The organism is Actinorectispora metalli (assembly GCF_056323685.1).
Genome location: NZ_JBREYE010000002.1, coordinates 1,789,689 through 1,807,687, shown reverse-complemented (window position 1 = coordinate 1,807,687; position 17,999 = coordinate 1,789,689). Strand labels below are relative to the sequence as shown.

At 64.0% G+C, this 17,999-nt stretch carries 17 protein-coding genes; 8 read left to right on the top strand and 9 right to left on the bottom strand.

Annotated features, from left to right (window positions below; all coding sequences use genetic code 11):
• Positions 1 to 30 precede the first annotated feature (30 nt).
• Positions 31 to 1,539: a SulP family inorganic anion transporter gene (locus ACU6XJ_RS28740; RefSeq protein WP_476318416.1), complete on the top strand. Its 1,509-nt coding sequence runs from the start codon at positions 31 to 33 to the stop codon at positions 1,537 to 1,539.
• 43 nt (positions 1,540 to 1,582) lie between these two features.
• Here ACU6XJ_RS28740 and ACU6XJ_RS28735 read toward each other — a convergent pair whose 3' ends face one another.
• A complete protein-coding gene (locus ACU6XJ_RS28735; RefSeq protein WP_476318689.1) occupies positions 1,583 to 2,455 on the bottom strand; it encodes an alkaline phosphatase D family protein in 873 nt (290 codons plus the stop codon).
• A 69-nt stretch (positions 2,456 to 2,524) separates the two neighbouring features.
• Here ACU6XJ_RS28735 and ACU6XJ_RS28730 point away from each other — a divergent pair, with 69 nt between their 5' ends.
• Complete coding sequence (locus ACU6XJ_RS28730) at positions 2,525 to 4,150, top strand: recombinase family protein (protein WP_476318414.1); 1,626 nt, start codon at positions 2,525 to 2,527, stop codon at positions 4,148 to 4,150.
• A 985-nt stretch (positions 4,151 to 5,135) separates the two neighbouring features.
• Here the strand turns inward: ACU6XJ_RS28730 and ACU6XJ_RS28725 are convergent.
• From ACU6XJ_RS28725 to ACU6XJ_RS28710, 4 genes are all read right to left on the bottom strand, one after another.
• Positions 5,136 to 7,343, bottom strand: coding sequence for a P-loop NTPase family protein (locus tag ACU6XJ_RS28725; RefSeq protein WP_476318412.1), 2,208 nt, complete (start codon positions 7,341 to 7,343; stop codon positions 5,136 to 5,138).
• Entirely contained in the window at positions 7,340 to 8,110 is a 771-nt protein-coding gene (locus ACU6XJ_RS28720) for an ABC transporter permease (protein ID WP_476318410.1), read from the bottom strand. The genes ACU6XJ_RS28725 and ACU6XJ_RS28720 overlap by 4 nt, the downstream gene beginning before the upstream one ends.
• Positions 8,107 to 8,358, bottom strand: a complete 252-nt coding sequence (locus ACU6XJ_RS28715) for a hypothetical protein (protein ID WP_476318408.1) — start codon at positions 8,356 to 8,358, stop codon at positions 8,107 to 8,109. Before ACU6XJ_RS28715 ends, ACU6XJ_RS28720 begins: the two co-directional genes overlap by 4 nt.
• 202 nt (positions 8,359 to 8,560) lie before the next feature.
• Complete coding sequence (locus tag ACU6XJ_RS28710) at positions 8,561 to 9,922, bottom strand: helix-turn-helix domain-containing protein (RefSeq protein WP_476318406.1); 1,362 nt, start codon at positions 9,920 to 9,922, stop codon at positions 8,561 to 8,563.
• Positions 9,923 to 11,249: 1,327 nt separating this feature from the next.
• Between ACU6XJ_RS28710 and ACU6XJ_RS28705 the strand changes: the two genes are divergently transcribed.
• The 5 genes from ACU6XJ_RS28705 to ACU6XJ_RS28685 all read left to right on the top strand — a co-directional run bounded on the left by ACU6XJ_RS28705 (position 11,250) and on the right by ACU6XJ_RS28685 (position 13,667).
• Positions 11,250 to 11,834, top strand: coding sequence for an Imm1 family immunity protein (locus tag ACU6XJ_RS28705; protein ID WP_476318404.1), 585 nt, complete (start codon positions 11,250 to 11,252; stop codon positions 11,832 to 11,834).
• An 89-nt stretch (positions 11,835 to 11,923) separates the two neighbouring features.
• Complete coding sequence (locus ACU6XJ_RS28700) at positions 11,924 to 12,250, top strand: hypothetical protein (protein ID WP_476318402.1); 327 nt, start codon at positions 11,924 to 11,926, stop codon at positions 12,248 to 12,250.
• 163 nt (positions 12,251 to 12,413) lie between these two features.
• Positions 12,414 to 12,680: a hypothetical protein gene (locus ACU6XJ_RS28695; protein WP_476318400.1), complete on the top strand. Its 267-nt coding sequence runs from the start codon at positions 12,414 to 12,416 to the stop codon at positions 12,678 to 12,680.
• Between the two features lie 118 nt (positions 12,681 to 12,798).
• Positions 12,799 to 13,206 (top strand): DddA-like double-stranded DNA deaminase toxin, encoded by a 408-nt coding sequence (locus tag ACU6XJ_RS28690; RefSeq protein WP_476318398.1) that lies wholly within the window; start codon positions 12,799 to 12,801, stop codon positions 13,204 to 13,206.
• Positions 13,203 to 13,667 carry an Imm1 family immunity protein gene (locus ACU6XJ_RS28685; RefSeq protein ID WP_476318396.1) on the top strand — a complete coding sequence of 155 codons (465 nt, stop codon included), beginning with the start codon at positions 13,203 to 13,205 and terminating at the stop codon, positions 13,665 to 13,667. The genes ACU6XJ_RS28690 and ACU6XJ_RS28685 overlap by 4 nt, the downstream gene beginning before the upstream one ends.
• A gap of 93 nt (positions 13,668 to 13,760) precedes the next feature.
• Here the strand turns inward: ACU6XJ_RS28685 and ACU6XJ_RS28680 are convergent, their stop codons facing one another.
• The 3 genes from ACU6XJ_RS28680 to ACU6XJ_RS28670 form a co-directional block, all read right to left on the bottom strand.
• The gene (locus ACU6XJ_RS28680; protein ID WP_476318394.1) at positions 13,761 to 13,994 is read right to left on the bottom strand and encodes a hypothetical protein; all 234 of its coding nucleotides are present in this window, start codon (positions 13,992 to 13,994) and stop codon (positions 13,761 to 13,763) included.
• Positions 13,995 to 14,068: 74 nt separating this feature from the next.
• Positions 14,069 to 14,305 carry a hypothetical protein gene (locus ACU6XJ_RS28675; protein ID WP_476318392.1) on the bottom strand — a complete coding sequence of 79 codons (237 nt, stop codon included), beginning with the start codon at positions 14,303 to 14,305 and terminating at the stop codon, positions 14,069 to 14,071.
• Between the two features lie 123 nt (positions 14,306 to 14,428).
• Positions 14,429 to 15,187 carry an alkaline phosphatase D family protein gene (locus ACU6XJ_RS28670; RefSeq protein ID WP_476318390.1) on the bottom strand — a complete coding sequence of 253 codons (759 nt, stop codon included), beginning with the start codon at positions 15,185 to 15,187 and terminating at the stop codon, positions 14,429 to 14,431.
• A gap of 161 nt (positions 15,188 to 15,348) precedes the next feature.
• Between ACU6XJ_RS28670 and ACU6XJ_RS28665 the strand changes: the two genes are divergently transcribed.
• Positions 15,349 to 17,652, top strand: a complete 2,304-nt coding sequence (locus ACU6XJ_RS28665; RefSeq protein WP_476318388.1) for a transketolase-like TK C-terminal-containing protein — start codon at positions 15,349 to 15,351, stop codon at positions 17,650 to 17,652.
• Here ACU6XJ_RS28665 and ACU6XJ_RS28660 read toward each other — a convergent pair.
• Positions 17,649 to 17,849: a hypothetical protein gene (locus ACU6XJ_RS28660; protein ID WP_476318386.1), complete on the bottom strand. Its 201-nt coding sequence runs from the start codon at positions 17,847 to 17,849 to the stop codon at positions 17,649 to 17,651. The genes ACU6XJ_RS28665 and ACU6XJ_RS28660 overlap by 4 nt on opposite strands.
• Positions 17,850 to 17,999: the final 150 nt, after the last annotated feature.

Below are 17,999 nucleotides of genomic sequence, written 5' to 3'. Positions count from 1 at the left end.
CCGCAGCCCTCGCATTCTTGGAGTCGTCTCGTGGCCACCGTTGTCACTTCTCGGCCCGCGCCGCCCGATCCATCGGGCAGGCCGGGGTTGGCGGACCGCATCCGCCGAACACTGCCGCATGACTTGGCGGCGTCTCTCGTCGTGTTCCTGGTGGCGCTGCCGCTGTGTGTCGGCGTCGCCGTCGCCTCCGGTGTGCCTGCCGAACTCGGCATCGTCACCGGCATCATCGGCGGCATCGTGGTCGGGCTGCTGCCGGGCAGCAGCTTCCAGGTCAGCGGCCCCGCCGCGGGCCTGACCGTGATCGTCGCCGAAGCCGTCAGCGCCCACGGCATCGGTGTGCTCGGCGTGATCGTGCTCGTCTCGGGCCTGCTCCAGCTGCTGATGGCCGCGGTGCGGCTCGGCGGCTGGTTCAAGGCCATCTCCCCGTCGGTCGTGCAGGGCATGCTCGCGGGCATCGGCCTGGTGCTGCTGCTCGGCCAGGTGTACCCGCTGCTGGGTGCCGCCCAGCCGGACACCACCGTGGCCAAGCTGACCGGCCTGCCCGCATTGGTCGCCGACCCGTTCACCTCGGCGGGCGCGCGCTGGTCGCTGGGGCTGGGCGTGCTGATGATCCTCATTCTGGTGTTCTGGCGCCGCACGGGCCTGGGGTGGCTGCCCGGCGCGCTGGTCGGCGTGGTCGTCACAGCCGCGCTGACCTGGCTGTTCGACCTGCCGGTGCAGCGCATCGAGGTCACCGGCCTCACTCAGTCGATCGCCCTGCCCACGCTGGACTCCCTCGCCGCGCTGGGCAATCCGGCGGTGCTCGGCACCGCGATCACGTTCGCGCTGGTCGCCTCGGCGGAGAGCCTGTTCAGCGCCGCCGCGGTGGACCGCATGCACAGCGGGCGGCCCACCCGCTACAACAAGGAACTGGCCGCCCAGGGCGTCGGCAACACGCTCTGCGGTCTGCTCGGGGCGTTGCCGATGACCGCGGTGATCGTGCGCAGCGCCACGAACGTGCAAGCCGGGGCGCGCACCAAGGCCTCCCGCGTCCTGCATGGGGTGTGGCTGCTGCTGTTCGTGGCGCTGCTGCCGGGGCTGCTGAACCTGGTGCCGCTCGCGGTGCTGGCCGCCCTGCTGGTGCACGCGGGCTGGAAGCTGCTGGCGCTGCCCGAGGTGGCGGCGCTGTGGCGCAGCAACCGCCCCGAGGCCGCGGTGCTGCTGCTCACCGCGCTGGCCATCGTGGCGACGGATCTGCTCGTCGGCGCCGTGGTCGGCTTGGCCGCGGCCATCCTCAAGACGGCGTGGGACATCTCCCGACTGCACCTGCACTCCTCCACTGTGGACGGTGAGGTGCGGGTGCAGGTGACGGGGAACGCCACGTTCCTGCGACTGCCCTACCTGTTGCAGCGCCTGGAGGACCTGCCGCGCGCCGAGCGTCTGCTGCTGGACCTCACCGGTCTGCGTCACCTCGACCGCGCCTGCCACGAGGCGGTCACTCAATGGGCCACCCAGCGCGAGAAGACCGGCGCGGGCGTGGCGGTCGCCTGGCCGCACTGAGACCGCTGTGACCCGGCGGGACATCCCGCCGGGGTCACCCGGCTCACTGGACGCGTTGGCTGCCCGCGGCGGTCTGGAAGCTGCGGGCCGGCGAGATGGTGCTGTCCGGGCGGGTGCGGTCGGCGAGGAAGTACCAGTTCATGCGCGCCGCACTCGCGGTGACGTCCAGCACGCAGGCGCCGTGGGAGTCCCACTCGACCCATTTGACGTGCCGGTTGAGAGTGCGGATGCCGTTCTCCACCAACAACGACGCGGTGCGGGGCGGCACCTTGAGCAGGTCGTCGATGTTGTCGGAGGTGACCGACGGACACACGAACTCGGTCGCCACCGACTTGGACAGCGGGTAGGTGCCCGCGTCGATCGGCACGTCGCAGGCCCACGAGGAGTGGATGTCGCCGGTGAGGAACACCGTGTTGGTGACCTTGCGGTCCGACAGCGCCTTGAGCACCTTGCGACGGTCGGCGGTGTAGCCGTCCCACTGGTCGGTGAAGATCACGCCGCCGTCGCGGGGCAGGCCCAGCAGTTCCAGCACCGGCCCGGTGAACGTGGCGGGCAGCGGCGGCAGCAGCACCGGGCTGATCATCACCGAGGTGCCGACCAGCTTCCACGTCGCGGTCGAGCCCGTCAGCCCGTCGATCAGCCACTCAAGCTGCGCGCTGCCCGCGATGGTGCGGTTGGCGTCGTCGACTTTGCCCGACAGCGGGTCGACCTGCTGAGACCGGAACGAGCGCAGGTCCAACATGGACAGATCGGCCAGGGTGCCGAACTTCAGGCGGCGGTACAACCGGTCGGCGGTGGCGCGCACCGGCATCCACTCGAAGTACGCCTGGTGCGCGGCGGCCTTGCGTGCGGCCCAGTCGCCCTCGGTGCCGGGGGTGTGGTTCTGCGCGCCGCCCGACCAGGTGTCATTGGCGATCTCATGATCCCACGAAGTGTGTCAGCCAACTACACTAGCTAGGGCTCCTACCAGCGAGGATGGCGGATCATGAGCGCACCGACACCCCGGAAACGCCGCCGGTTCAAGAAGCAAACAAGCGACCGGGCCGTGGTCGTCCCGTTCACGTCAGACGACGACGCCGCACTCTGCTACGTCCGGCAATCGCACTACTCGGATGAAAGCATGTCAAGCGAGGTGCAGGCGCGGGAGACGCACCGATGGACGAATGCCTATGACCTGCCGGTTGTCGCGACCGTGGAGGATTTGCACGTTTCCGGGGATCTGGAGCCTTATAAGAGAGACGGGCTTAGGGTGTGGTTGTCCGATGCGCCGCCGCAGCCGTGGAAGACACTCGTTGTTTCCAAGCTGGACCGGTTGGTTCGCAACGTGATGGACGCGCTTACCTTGCTGGAATGGCTGAGGGCGCGAGGTAAGCGGCTGATCTGTATTGCAGAAGGTATCGATTCCAGCAATTCGATGTCCGAGTTCATGATCACGCTGATTGCCGCGTTTGCCCGCATCGAACGCGAACGGATGAAAGAGCGTTTCCGCGATTCGAAAGCGGCGCTCAAAGAAGCGGGTCGCTGGGCAGGGGAGGGCCACATTTACGGCACTATGCCGGTACAGTTGCCCGGCGGCGGATGGATTCTCGGACTTGACCCGTATGCGGTCAAGATCCTTCATGCCCTTTCCAAGTTGGCGCGGGAAGGGAAGGGCCTTGCCCAGATGTGCGAATGGTTGACGGCAAACAAAGTTGTGACACCACGGGACAGGCAATTGCAACTGGCTGCGGAACGACGCGGGGAAGACCCCGCAACGGTCGAACTCAAAGGGTACGAATGGAAGGGCACGCCGCTCCGCCGGTTGCTGGAAAATCCGGATCTTGTCGAGTTCGGAATCTTCGAGCCCGCCGAGCAAGCGGAAATAGTGGCCCGGCTGGACGAAAAAGCGCGACGGAAGTCCAGGGGCAGCAATCAGCCTTACGAGTTCTCCGGTGTACTGGTATGCGCCGAATGTCTTGAACCCTTGTGGCACCGTATCGCCTACCAAAAGCGGACCCGTAAAGATGGAACCACAGTCGAGTACGAATACCGATACTGGCGCTGCCCGTCGCGTCAGCATGGTCTTGGTATGCGGGCGGAGGAAATAGAACCGATGGCACTAGAGGCGTTCTATAAGATCTTCGCAATGGTCCCGGTTCGGGAGCGTATTGTTCTGCCGCCTACCAGTCATGCGAATGAAATCGCCAAGTTGGAGCGGGAATACGGCAAACTGATGTCCGGCGTGGCGCGGGTAAAGTCGCCGGCAGACAGGCAGCGGATCATGAAAGACGGGGAAAAGATCCTGGCCGATATCGATACATTGCGAGCACTTCCAGCCGACCCCGGAGGCGTGCAATGGGTTCCGACCGACCGCACTTGGCAGCAAGAACTTGAGGGAATGTCAGCGGAAGACCGGCGTTTGCGGTGGCTCGAATTGGGATTCGCGTTCGCGGTGCAGAAGCGGACGGATGGCAGGTGGTCGGCTCGTTGGCGTCTGCCGGACGGGTGGCGGGAAGCAATGCCGGAAGTCGCCGAATGGTACGACCGGGCGGGCGATACCGGCGACATGGTGGAAATCACGGATCTACTTGATTGGCCACAACCTGAGAAGTCAGAGCGCGGCGAGAACTAGACCACGGTCACCCCACAACAGGGAAACCCCCTCCGCCAGGTTGTGGCGGAGGGGGTTTCCCTGTTGTGGGGCCGGCAGAGCGGCCAGGGGCCGTTAGGGGTCGCTACGGGGTGGTTGCGTCGGTATCAGTACCTCGCACACCGCATTGATCCTGGCGGTCACTTCGTGGATGTCCGCCCCGTCGACGCTCACCCACAGGGCGCCGTCCGGTCCCGTTGTGAGAGTCGCCGAGAAGTCCGAACGGTCGTGGTGTTCACCTCCTTCGGTGGTCAGTGCTGCTGTGGTGGCCGCTGGTCTGCGGGTGGGTCGTGACCGTTTTCGTGACCGGTTGGCCTCCGGTGCAGCGTCACCGTTGTTGGTGTCGGTCGGCTGCTGCTCAGAATCCCGGTCATGATCAACACTTCCGTTTCCTGTTTTGTTGTCGGTGATCTTGTGTGGTTGGGGGGTCACTGCGTGGTGGCCTCCTTTCCGGGGGGTGGAAAGTGCTGCACCCCTGAACTCCGGAAATGGCCTCCGTTTTGGACACGCCGGCGGCGGGTTTCCTCCGCCGGACGTCTCCCCCCTTGGTTTTCTTCCATTTGGGGGGCTAGTCGGGCGAAGCATCGGTAGCCCTTTAGTAGCGGTTGAGCAGCGGCGATGCCGACCGTGGGGGCTTCCGCTCTAACAGGTAGCTCAATCGGTAGCCCGGCAGGAACGTCTATCGGACCGTCGACAGGCGCCCAACTATTTTTTCCCGATCTTGTGTGGCTCCTCCCCCGCAGGGTGGGGGAGGGGCTGCACCTGGCGCGGTTGGTGGGCGCTGGTAGCGGGTAGCGGCCTGTCGCGGCGGCGAGTGTCTTCCCTGTACCTGTAGGCGTGGCGGCCCCGCTGACGGGTGTCTTGCCGTTGGAGGGTGCTACCCCGCTACCTTGCTGGTCAAGGCCGGTTTTGTGGGATCTGGCCGCCGCTACCTGCCCGCTACCGGGTAGCGGCGGAGTAGCGGGGGTCATGATCGCTCCCGCCAGGTGCGCAGGGCGGCGTCGATGATCTTCCGGTCATAGCCGCGCCGGTTGCTGCCGCCCTGTTTGATCTGTCCCGGTCCGACCCCCAACGGACGCAACGCGCTCGCCAGATCATCAGCACTCCATCCCGTGTATTTGTCGTTGACGGTCGCCAACCGGTTGAGCAGTTCCTCTGTCCACAAACGGGTGTCGGTGCCGAACGCGTCGAGTACGTCAGCGATCACCAGGTGATCGATGTCCGGCTCTGTCGTCCGATGCTTGCCGGGTGCGTTGAGAGGCTCCTCGCGGCGTCGTTGCCGCGCCCGGTCCCATGACTCCGTATCGATGCGAGGCACGCCGTGCATGGCTCGCTGGGAGCCGCGTTCGTAGGCTTCCGCCCCGTCAAGGGGGTAGACCTTCGACACGATCGGTTCGCGGGAGGCTGCGGCGTTGACGTAGGCGCAGCCCGCGTCCTCCGGTGATTCTCCGGTTGCGGGGTGAAGCCGGTCCGGTCGCCATCCTTCGGCGATCATGTTCGGGCCGAAGACAAGCCGGACATCGGCATGCCGTGACGCGTGCATGATCTTCAACGCTGTGGTGTCCGCGATCGCGTCACCCAACGTGTCCGCCGTTGCCTCCGCAGACGCCAGGATCACGGTGACCCGCGATTTGCGGCCGATGCGCAGCAATTCCACCGCGAGCGCCTTCGCCGTTGGCGTGAGGCGGGTGTACTCATCGATGAAGATCACGACCGCTGGCCGGTCCGGGCTGGGCTGCCACGCCTCGCCCATGCCCAGCGGATACAGCATCCCCGGTCGCGCCGACGCCAACGCCACCGCATCGGCCAGCGCGGTTTCGATGCCGCGCGGGCTGCGCTCCCGCCGCCCGACCGACTCTCCCAAAAGGTCCAGACCATTACCGGCGGGGTCCAGATCCCACACCACCGCGTCCCGACACGCGGCCACGCGGTCGGCGAGCGTCCGCAGAGTGACGGACTTGCCGGACCCCGGCGTCCCGATGACCACGCCGTGAACACCCAGCAGGCACAAGGACAAGTCGGTGCCGTCCATGCGTCGACCGATGATCAGTTCGTCCCGGATGGACACCGAGCCGGGTTGCAGGTACGGGGCCTGGCCCATGTTTTGGAACGGGTCACGCTGGACCAGGCGCAGCACCACCCGCGCCCGCCGTGACCGGTCCGGGGTGGGCAGCAGCCCACCGGAGGGCAGGTCGAGCGTGGTTTCCAGCGCCTCAGCGCGGCTGATCACGCCGGCCGGGGTACCGGTGCGAAGGATGATCGGGACTTCCCAACCCCATGGCTGACGTGCGGCCTCGCCGGCCGAACGCAACTCGATTCCTTCGGCCCGCAGCGCCCGCGTGACGCACTCCGCCGCTTCGGTGCGGGTGTGCGCGTCGGCGATCGGGAAAGGCGCGTCTTCCGCCTCCTCCGCTTCGGGTTCGGCATCGCCCGGCGGGGTGGGCCGCACCGCGCGGCCCACCAACGCCAGCACCACGACCCCGCCGAGGATCAACCCGTACTCTGCGCGCCACCCGTAGTGGGCGATCAGCCAGCCGACACCCCACCACCCGGCCAGCACCACGGCGACCAGCAGCAGGAAACGGCGACCGGCGGTCTTCTTCCACGCTTCCCGCAGCCCTTTGCCGCGCCGGTAAAGGGCCAACTCATCGGCCTCCCGCACCAGCCCGGAGTACTCGGGGTAGGCCAGCAGGTACCGCCACAGCCGCAGCAGCAGCCACCCGGTACCCACCAGCACGTACACGAGCAGCCTCGCGAACGCGCGTGGCGCCCAGCGGGCGAAGCGGCGCAACGCACGCCGCAGCAGCCGCCCGGCCAGCGGCGGCAGGCTGTACCGCAACCAACCGCCCGCGTCCCGCAGATACGGGGCACACCAGCGAGCGACAGCCCGCAGCAAGCGCGCCAGCATGCCGGCGAGGCGTGTCCAGCCGCGCCAGCCCAGCACCGCGCGGGCCGTGCGGACCGTTGTCGTGCGGGTGGACTTCATGCCGTTGGCCAGCCGCGCCAGCAGCACGCTTCGGCCCAGCCACAACGTCCACCAGGCCGCCAACTCATCGATCGTGAGCAGGAGTGCTTGCCACCAGGCCGCCAGCCGGACACGCCGGCCCGGCCGCTCCTCGGTTTCCGCCTGCTTGGTGGTGGCTCGATGCCTACCCGTCGTTGTCTTCGTGGTCATCGGGCCACCTCCTGACCATCGGTGCTGATCAGGTGGTGAAGGGCGGCAGCGCAGCCCAGTACGGCGACCGGGATGCAGGAGACGATGGTGGTCACCAGCCAGGGCGCCACCAGCACGCCGGCGGCTTTCATCTGGTGGTAGGCCACCTGTCCCAGCCCGCCGAGGACCAGCGAGCCCAGCGCCGAGAACGCCGCGAACCGGCGAGCCTGCCGAGTGAGTGCCGCACCCGACAGCCACACCCGCAACGCATAGACCGCGTAGGCCTCCAAGCCGATCGGGAGCGTTATTGCGGTGTTGAGCCGGAAACCGTCCACGATGCCGGGCAGCGGGTGGACCACACCAAATCCGGTGAGTTCCCCAAGCCCGACCCAACCGGACCACACCGCGCTGAACGCGGGCAGCGCCAGCAACCACAGTGGCCACGAAGCAACCGGCTTCCGCGCAGCCGCCGAATCTGGGTGTCCGACCCCAACCACCTGGGAAAACACCTGCTCCGCGGAACGGTCGCCGACCGTCCCGCAGAACGCCTGCACCGAGTCGGTTTCGGCCTCCGGCGAGTCGCCTTCCGGGCTTCCCGCCGGCTCTTCACTGCGGGAGCCGGCCGCGTTCTGTGTCAGTTCCGCGAGTGCGGCCGATGCCTTCGGAGCACCCACGCGGAACCGGGTCATCACGGTGTTGCGCGAGGGGATCTCACCCAGCTCCACCGCCAACTTCCGGACGCCGGCGACCAGTTCCTCAAGGGGCAGTGGATACACGCGGGTGCTCATCGGCCACCACCACCCTTCGGGCAGCGGTCCTGCCGTTCACACTCATCGATGTAGCCGCCGGCCACCTCAGCAACCCGCGTGGCTTCCGTCTCGATCTCCCGATACAGCCACGTCGTCATAGGGCCATTGGCGACCTCTTCGAGTGCTTCACCCAACTCAGCCAACCGGAACAGTCGCGCCTGCAACCGCTCCCACTTCTCGATACCCATTGCGTTCCGGGCCATCCGGCCCTGCTCGTTTGTATTCATGGACCAAGTACGCCCGAATTCGACGCACACAACCATGCTGACCTGGGAATACGCTATTCCAGCGGAGAATAACCGCAGGTCAGAAGCGGGACGCTGACCGGAAAAAATTTGCGTCAACGATCCGATATGTAAGGTACGGAATAACGATCACACGGATATGTCGATTGCGGAATGTTGATCTTCCGCTCTGCATCGCGAGCGATTATGGAGCACTCTTGAGATCGCTAAAGAGTTCGCGGAAATCGCCGCCCGCTCCCCGTTTGGCTAGTTCCCTATCAAGCTCGGCGCCCACCATCAGCAGGGAGGGAAGACTCTTGCGATGGTTCTGCAAAGCCTCTATGCCGCGCGATGCAGCCTCTTCCGCGTCACCTTGACGGACGGCGACGACGCCGAGAGTCAGCCGCGCCTCTGTATTGCGCATCTGCGACGTGATGATTCCGTCGACGCTCGTTGTCTTACGAATGACCTCTTCGGCGTTCTGCTGGGCTAGCTGGTCTTCGCCAACGATCCTAAAACAATCCATCGCGTAGAACTCCCACTTGTCGGGGTCCACTACGAAGTGGTTATCGGGCCGTTCTGGGTAAGGGAGCGAATCAAGCAGGCGACGGCCTTTCTCAAGGGTCTCATAAACCCGTTCCTTATCACCCATGCGCGCAAACGCCTTCGCTTCTTGCGCGAGTAGTTGCACCGCAACTGAGTGGTTGGGTGCGGCCTCCTGGCCTGCTTTTGCGGCAGCGATTACAGCACGGAGGTTTCCAGAAGTCAGATGGAACCATGCCTGCATTTCATGAGCCCATCCCACGATATGCGACTGTCCCGACTCCCTACCCAAGTCCATCGCCATGCGGCGCGTGGCCTCGGCTGTACGGGCGTCTCCGGTGTCGTATTCGAGACATCCAACGAGTAGCGCGAGCATTCCAGCCTGGTTCAGAATATCGCGATGCTGATCCAAGGTAAGACGCTGGTCAAGTAGCCCGGTCATCCGATTCAGCCAGTTACGACCAGTCTTCATAAGTTCGTGGGCGTCGACGCGAGAGTAATCTACACAAAGTTGCTCTACGGTAATGTCCAGGGCGTCCACGGTAGAAGCATCTATTCCCGAACCCCTGATGCGGCGCAAAAGCTCTAGGGTATCCATTCCAGTATTGGCAACCATAAGCTGATCGGGCGAGCGAGGAAGGACAAGCCCGTTAGACTGCATTTTGTCGGTGTTATGTACCGAGGCAGGGGGTGTACTCCGACGACTTTGACCGGGAAGATCAAACCACAACAAATCAGCCGGCAGCTGGAGCTGCTTCGCATAGCGGATGAGATTATCAAGCCTCCATTCGGGAGCGCCGTTCTCAATCTTGCTCACCTGTGCCTGATCCAGGCCCAGCCAGCGCCCGAATGTTTCTTGATTGAGTGCCCTTCCGAACATCTTGACATGTTGCGGATGATTGCGGTAGGCCCTGAAAACACGACCGATGTGCCAACTCTTGAAGGCTTCCCGAAATTCATCAGTCTCAAAGAACTCTCGCGGCACATTTGCGGGCGGCTTTACCGACCTATCGCGCAAATCCATGATGCACCGGCTACACAAGCTGGCTGTGTTGTCAGCGGCGAGACGTGCTTTGCAGTTTCCGCAACGACGAGCAGGGGAGGACACGCCGTCGCCCACGGTCTCGTCCCGTCCGCCTTGCTGTGAGCCCCGCCCGTCCATCAGGTTCCCGTTTCGAGGTTGAGACTGACCTCCATATGCCCTGGTCACCAGCCTACCTAGGCACGATCGTCGACACCACCAGGTGACTGATAGATCACGGCACAAGCCGGTTGACCAGGCATTATGTCGGATCGCACATACCGTATTCCGAGGTTGACATAGACCCCGACAGCCCACGCTGCCAGCGTCGGTAGCAGGCACCAGGCCCTGGGAGAACCGGTCGCCACTGGAGGACAACCCCCCGACTTGTCCCCCACGGACCGTGACCCGCTTCCCCGGGGCCTGGGTGCCACCAGGCCCCCGTCAGGAAAGTCGACCAATCGAAAAGCAGGTGCAGGGTCATGACCTCACCACGAAGCACAATGAGGTGTAATCGCCAGCCAAATCACGCGCATATTGCGGCCGTCGACCATGCCGCCAGAGTTTACGAGCGAGATTACGGTTGGACAGTGTCAAGGACTGCTCGGGACCACCTTCGACTGAAATTGCCTGCCAACCTGCTTTCTATATCGGTTCACTCTTTCCTCGGTGAAGACTTGCACCGCTTGCTCATCAGAAAAGGCTGGACGTGCCCAGTTGTTCAGATACCAGCGACAACCTATCGAAGGTGGTCCTTCCTTGTTGGCACGGACCCCGACCTTGATCAATCTGTACAGCCATTCCTCCCGGCTGGTACGTTTCTGATGTCAAGCGGTGAATCTATCATCCTTCCGCCTACGGTCTTGCCTTTTGGGCAAGTGGAATGGGTGCGACCACCTTCGCTAAGCAGTCCAACATATCCCAACTTTGGAGCAGTATTCGAACTCCTGCACAGTGTTTATGCGACTGGTCAGGGGAACCCAACATGAAGTACGACCATTACGAATGGCACGCAAACCCCGAGACTGGCCTATCGCACGCGTATCCGGTCGTGCTAGTCCGGGATATGGGCATTTCATCGTTGAACTCAGCCTGCGGCGAACGAATTTCACTAGCGTCTCTTTTCGTGCGACGCAATCGTGCCGAACCGCGTGGCCGCTGCGAGTTTTGCCGTGATGAGCTGGAAAGCAGCGTGGCGGGAAAGGCTGACTCGACATGTCTCAACAGGTCGAATGTACGGCCTATCTCTGCATCTGCGGAGCGTGGACCATCGCCGCGACAATTAGCGTCGTGACAACGACCCTGATCAGCATTGAGGTAGCGGTGCGGAATGAGCGCAAAAAATGGCTTAGCAGAATTACGCGAGCTGTCCGCAGTCAGCGTGATTCCGACGAGCAGTAGTGCATCCACAACATTGCTCTGCGGACCTAATGTGCAAAGAAAGCATTTTGCGATGAATGGCGGTCGACCAAACGTGATCCTGACTGCGTCGCTAACTAGCGGTGTGGCCCGCGTTGCTCATGGCATGAACGAATCCGTGCGGCTAGTTGATCGAATTCTTGAGATGGATCATGTCGAATGGGAAACGATGCTTTTTGTGGGCGAGAGAGAATTCACCTCCAATGAAGAGAGTCAATGGCCACTCCGCCAATTGAGAGTCAGTGTTAATCCGGAATCAGGTTACGCGGCCTTGAATCACATGGACGAAAGCAATGTAAACTGGCCGATCGTAAATTCTTTCAACCCGTCGCACGCGCTGCCAAGCGTGCAATTGATCTTCAACGGTATAACTGGAGACATGTTTCCTGCGTCGGCCGCAATTCCCATCGAAGATGCGCGTGCGGCCATTACAGAGTGGCTAGAAACGTGGAAGCGGCCGACTTGCATACGATGGCAGGCTTGTGTCACTCATTGACTCATCAATGCCGCGTTATTCATCGACGTGCTAAATGATCAAATAATGCAAGTCCCCCGGCAGCTCGATCCTACGCCCCAAGTTCACATGTGCCGCTCGATCGGAATAGGTCTTTGCCTGCACTATATGACGCCAACGCCAGTGTTTCGGCCAAGCTGGAATCTGTCGTAAGGGAGTACTTCTCACTCGAACCACTTGAAGCGCTACAGACCGACTACGAAGAAGGCGCAGAGATTATCTCGGATCTCATGGCTGACACGCGGTATGGAGAAAAGGCGCAGATGCTGACGGTCTACGCGGTTTCTGCCATCTACAGCATGAACAACGAGATTCGCAAGTTCAATCAGGGCATTCTGGCCATCGCCGAGGAAATAATGGAGCACCTGACCAAAAAGCCAAACTCTGAATCCGGCTGACTGGAGTCCGGGCTAAGGGCATCCCTTGCTGGCGACGCTAGTCACTCATCGGGTTGCCACTCATATTAGGACATTCGAGTGAACATCTTCGGCCTGCCCTGGGTATGGCCCGGAACTGTCAGACCCCCTCAGCAGGATCACAACAACAGGAAGGGACAATCCCATGGCGTCGCATGAAGAAACCTTGGCATTACTGACTCAGGGATCGCAGCAGTGCGGCGAGATCGACGGAGTCATTCAAGGTGTATCACGATCTGCTGATGAGCTGCTTTCTTTGATGCAGAACGCGCTGGGCAACACGGATTCTTTCGCTGCTGTCTCTGGGCCTTGTGAAGCCATCAGTACGAATCTGAACAACGCTTTGCAGGCGGTTCAGCAGACGAGTCAGGCTATCGACGGGCTGATGTCCCGATTTCAAGGAGGGTTCTAACCCGTCGAGCCATGTGCACGGCGCAGGGCAAACAGTACAAGCCCAAGAGAAACCCAAAGCAGTTCAGTCCCCGAACGGAGACAATTACCCGGCGGCAGCGGCATGGGGGGCGCATCTGATGGAAAGATATTCCCCGCCGAGGAGTGGACTCCCGGTAAGGGGTTTGGCGCGGCAGAAAGATCAGCAGAAAATTTTCGAGTTCAAACCTGGCATGGAGAACTGGTCTGTCAAAGTAACCAAACGAGGGCACGAAATCAATGCTCCGAAGGAATTTTGGGATGCCGCGTTATACAGCCACGTGGAGTTCGAAACCGCAGCCTGGATGATTGAATCCGGAAGCACCGAAACAGAATTGATCATCAATCGGACTCCATGTGGCTACCGCAAGGACTTAGAGAGAGCTCCCGGTTGCCACCAGTACTTGCAAGGCTTCCTGCCACGCGGGTATAGACTCCATGTCTACGGCACCGACGAAGAGGGCAAGAAAACGTTCATAGCTACGTACGAGGGGAAGAACCCACGGTGAATGTTCTTGAACAGGGGCAAGAGCTTCTGAGGGAGATCCGTGACTATTGCTCTAACCCCGATGCACCTCGTGTCCGATGGGTCCTAGAACGGCCTGACGGAAGCGTGCAGGATGAAGTATGGGGCATAAATGGACCTTCTCTCACGGTCGGGTTGGGTCCATGCGTGGGAACTGTTACTTGGACTGCGCTCCATACGTCGTATATCGCGACGGGAGGACAGAACGCGGAGCCTGTAACCTATGAAGTGGGAGAATGGCACGATAGAGTGTTTCCGGTCGGGACGGAGCATCCACTTGACACGGTGATTTCTGTCGTAGAAAAATTCATCGACGATGGTGGCCGTTCGGATTTGGTCCAATGGGAGCCGTACGACTCCAGGGAGCAGGAAACAATTCTGAAGGGTCAGGCGGCGGACGTGCGCACCACGCACCCGACACCAGTGCAAGGGCTACAGCAGTAGGGAGAACCGCCAGACTAGCCCGCCGATCGGCGGTTTTCCTGTCCGCACTCAAAGTCCAGCGTTTAAGACCAGGCCGTATCCGGGACAGATGCCTCAGTCCGTCGTCTCGGGTGCGGCCTTTGACTTCGTGATTCGCTCTGATTCCTGCCGCACATAGTCGGCTCCGCCCAAGTCCATGCCCAGCGAGGACTCCAACAGCCAGTTGGTGCCAACATCGGCCCCGCCGAGGTTGACGACGCTTCCCTGAACCTGGTGTGTTTCCTCAGCCGCTTCCTGAAGTAGCGCATCCAAAAATTGCTTGCGCTGCTGATGGTCGTTCTCGCTCACTGTGGTTGTTCCCCTCGTTGGCCCCGATATGCCTTTAAGCCCTGGCCCCTAAAGCCCAAGACGTAGATCAGTATCTACTGATTTACTGATGGATCAGGTGGCATTTCGTCGGCCGGTACAACGGGTATTTCGGCACCCAGCGCGGACAGTCGATCATGTGCTCGGCGTACTGCTTGCAGCGAGCTCATATGCTGCTCAACGTCCAAGTCATCGGCTTCTACCACTGGCCATTTGCGGTACATGTTGAGCACCCTGGTTTGCCTGACGTAGGTGTCTTGGAGTGCTGCGATCTCTTCCTCGGGACTGATCATCCGGCGGTTCCTGTCTCGCTCTCTGGTGGGACGCCCGCCCTTAAACCTAGCCTCTTCCCTTCCTGCAAGGACGTGCGTCCCGCTTGTCTCCGTTCCGTCGCGCCTCCGCTGCTGGCAGACGTGCTACGCTGTTGTAAGTTGACGCACGTCGTAGTCGTCCCAGGTGATGATCCACGGGCACGCCCCGTGCAGCTTCTGAAGGTCGGGGTCCGTCTTGTACTGCGCGTGGCGGCGCCGGTAGTCCGACAGCGTGAGGCTCTCGTGCGGCGGGTCGTGCGGTCGCACCGAACTGCCGAGCGGGTACCCGCCGGGCTGGTACTCGTACAGGTAGTCGCCCAGGTGCAGCACGGCGTCCAGATCGCCGCGCTCGGCGAGGTGCCGATAGGCGGCGAAGAACCCGGCCTGCCAGTTCGAGCAGGACACCACGCCGAAACGCAGCCGGCCCGGGCTCGCGCTCGCGGCCGGGGCGGTGCGGGTGGTGCCGGTAGGGGAGACGGCGGCGCCCAGCCGGAAGCGGTAGAAGTACCGCGTCGCGGGCGCCAACCCCGTCACGTCGACCTTCACGGTGTGGTCGCGCAGCGGTCCGGTGGCGAACGTGCCGCCGCGCACGATGTCGGCGAATGTCGCGTCCCGCGCGACCTCCCACGCGACTTCGGAGGACGGTCCGCGGCTGGAGCCGGGGACCGCGTCGGCGGTGGGCGTGACGCGCGTCCAGAGCACGACGGCGTCGGGCAGCGGGTCACCGGAGGCGACGCCGTGGGAGAAGACGGGACTCGCCGCGGCGGCGGTGCCCGCGGCGGAGGTGGCGGAAACGGTGGTGGTGGCCAGTGCCGCGACACCCGCGGCCCGCAGCACGCTGCGGCGATCCAGTTCGGGATGCACCCCGACACCCTGCCCCAAGCTGGACCCGCGACCAAGAAGACCTGAAGCATCTTCACCCACGATTCGCAAAGCCGTGATCCTCGGTGACGTGGGGCACGTCGCTTGGTGTGGAAGGTGCACGGAGGTGACAATTTCGTGCCGGTCGAGACGAAGGAGTCCCGATGACCAAGCCGTTGGCCACCGCTGTTGAGCTGGAGACGCTGCTCGCGGTGGAGCGTCGAGTGTTGTGGCTGGCCACGGCCATCGTGGACCACGCGAACCGGGTGCGGGCCAACAGCGGTGGGATCAAGGTCGGCGGGCACCAGGCCTCCAGCGCGTCCATGACGACGATCATGACCGCGCTGTGGTTCCACACCCTGGGGGAGCGGGACCGGGTCTCGGTGAAGCCGCACGCCTCACCGGTGCTGCACGCCATCAACTACCTGCTGGGCGAGTTGGACGAGAAGTACCTGACCACCCTGCGGGCCTTCGGCGGCTTGCAGAGCTACCCGAGCCGCAGCAAGGATCCCGACCACCCCGACTACTCCACCGGCTCGGTGGGCATCGGCGCGACCGCGCCGATCTGGGGCAGCATCGCCCGCCGGTATGTCGGCGCGCACTTCGGCGACGGCGCGGTACAGGGCAGGCAGTACTCGCTGCTGGGCGACGCGGAACTGGATGAGGGCGCCTGCTGGGAGGCGATCCTGGACCCCACCGTCGCCGAACTCGGCGAGGTCACGTGGATCGTGGACCTCAACCGGCAGTCCCTGGATCGCGTGGTGCCGACCATCGCCGCGGCCAAGCTCGCCGACATGTTCGCGGCCGCGGGCTGGCAGGTGATCACCGTCAAGTACGGGCACCTGCTGGAGGAGCTGTTCGGGCGTCCCGGCGGCGCCGAACTGCGGGACCGCATCGACCACATGAGCAACGGCGAATACCAGCGGCTGCTGCGCTGCACCGCGGCCGAACTGCGGGACCGGCTGCCGGGACCGGGGTCGACGGCCGAGCCAATCCGGCGCCTGCTGACCACATTGGACGACGAGACGCTGCACGCCGCGATCCGCAACCTCGGCGGACACGACCTGGGCAAGCTGCTGGAGGCCTACGCCGCCATCGACGACAGCCGCCCCACGGTGATCCTCGCCTACACCGTCAAGGGCCACGGCCTGCCCACCGCCGGGCACCCGCAGAACCACTCCGCGCTGCTCACCGAGCCGCAGTTCCGTGAGCTCGCGGCGAACCTCGGGGAGGACGCCGACGCGCCGTGGCGGCGTTTCGCCGACGGGACCGCCGAGCACGCGTTGTGCGCGCGGACCGCGGCGCGGCTGCGTCGAGAGCCGATCGCGACCGCCACCCCGCCCGCGCTGCCCGCCGACCTGGGTGCCACTCCGTCGGGGAAGGTGTCCACCCAGCAGAGCCTGGGCCGCGTCCTGATGGACTTGCTGCGCAAGGCACCTGAGGTCGCGGGACGGGTGGTCACGGTCAGCCCGGACGTCGCGTCGACCACCAACCTGGGCGGCTGGCTGAACAAGGTCGGCTCCTGGTCGCCCGCCGAGCGCGTGAACTGGTTCGCCGATGACGGCGAGACGCTGTTGCACTGGCGGGACCGGCCGACCGGACAGCACATCGAGTTGGGCATCGCCGAGGGCAACCTGGTCGGCCTGCTCGGTGAGCTGGGCGCGACCTGGAGCCGGTGGGGCCAGCCGCTGCTGCCGATCGGCGTGGTCTACGACCCGTTCGTGACGCGGGCCTTGGAACCGTGGTCGTTCGGCATCTACGCGGGGGGCCAGTCGATCCTGGTCGGCACCCCGTCCGGAGTCACGCTGGCCCCCGAGGGCGGGGCCCACCAGTCGATCTACACGCCGTCCATCGGCATCGAACAGCCCGGCTGCACCGCCTATGAGCCCGCGTTCGCGCTGGACTTCGAGTGGTGCCTGCTGGCCGCGATGGCGCAACTGGGCAAGCCGGGCGGGCGGTCCTCGTACTTCCGGCTGACCACTCGGCCGCTGGACCAGTCGCTGGCCGCGGTGCCCGCCGATCCGGCCGCCCGCGAGCGGCGCAGGCGGCGCGCCGTGGCGGGCGGATACCTGCTGCGCAAGTCGGCATCGCCCGCGGTCACGGTCGCCGCGATGGGCGCGGTGTTGCCCGAAGCGCTGGCCGCCGCCGACCGGCTCGCCGCGCTGGGCGTCGAGGCCGACGTGTTCTGCGTGACCAGCCCCGGCCTGCTGTTCCAGGCCGAACGCGCCCGCCGCGGGCTGGGCGAGGGGCAGCCGTGGATTTTGGACCAGCTGCGCGCGACGCCACTGGTCACCGTGGCCGACGCCCACCCGCACACGCTGGCGTTCCTCGGCACGGTCAACCGGGTGCCGGTCGCGACGCTGGGCGTCACGGAGTTCGGGCAGTCCGGCACGATCGACGAGGTCTACCGCCACCACGGCATCGACACCGACACGATCGTCCGCACCGCGTTGGACCTGACGGCTTAGCGCACGGCGCACTCCAGGCATTTCTGGGCGGCCTCGAAGGGCTCGCCGGGGAAGACGAACGTGGCGGTGAACTGCCGCCGGTCGCAGGCCGCGATCACCTCGACGGCCCGCGACCGGGGCGCCAGCTCACCACCGCAGGCGGCCTGGGCCAGATGCGTTCCCCCGTCGGTCCCGTTCTCCACACACCACAGCTTCATGACCTGCTCCTTTCGCTAGGAGTAATCAATCAGCTACTGAGCGATTACAGGAGCAGGCGCGTCGGGCCGGTCGCATAACTTGCCGATCAGGGGTGTCGAATTCGTGTTACTGCCGCGCTGACCTTCCCAAACCGTCTCAAAACGGGCCAG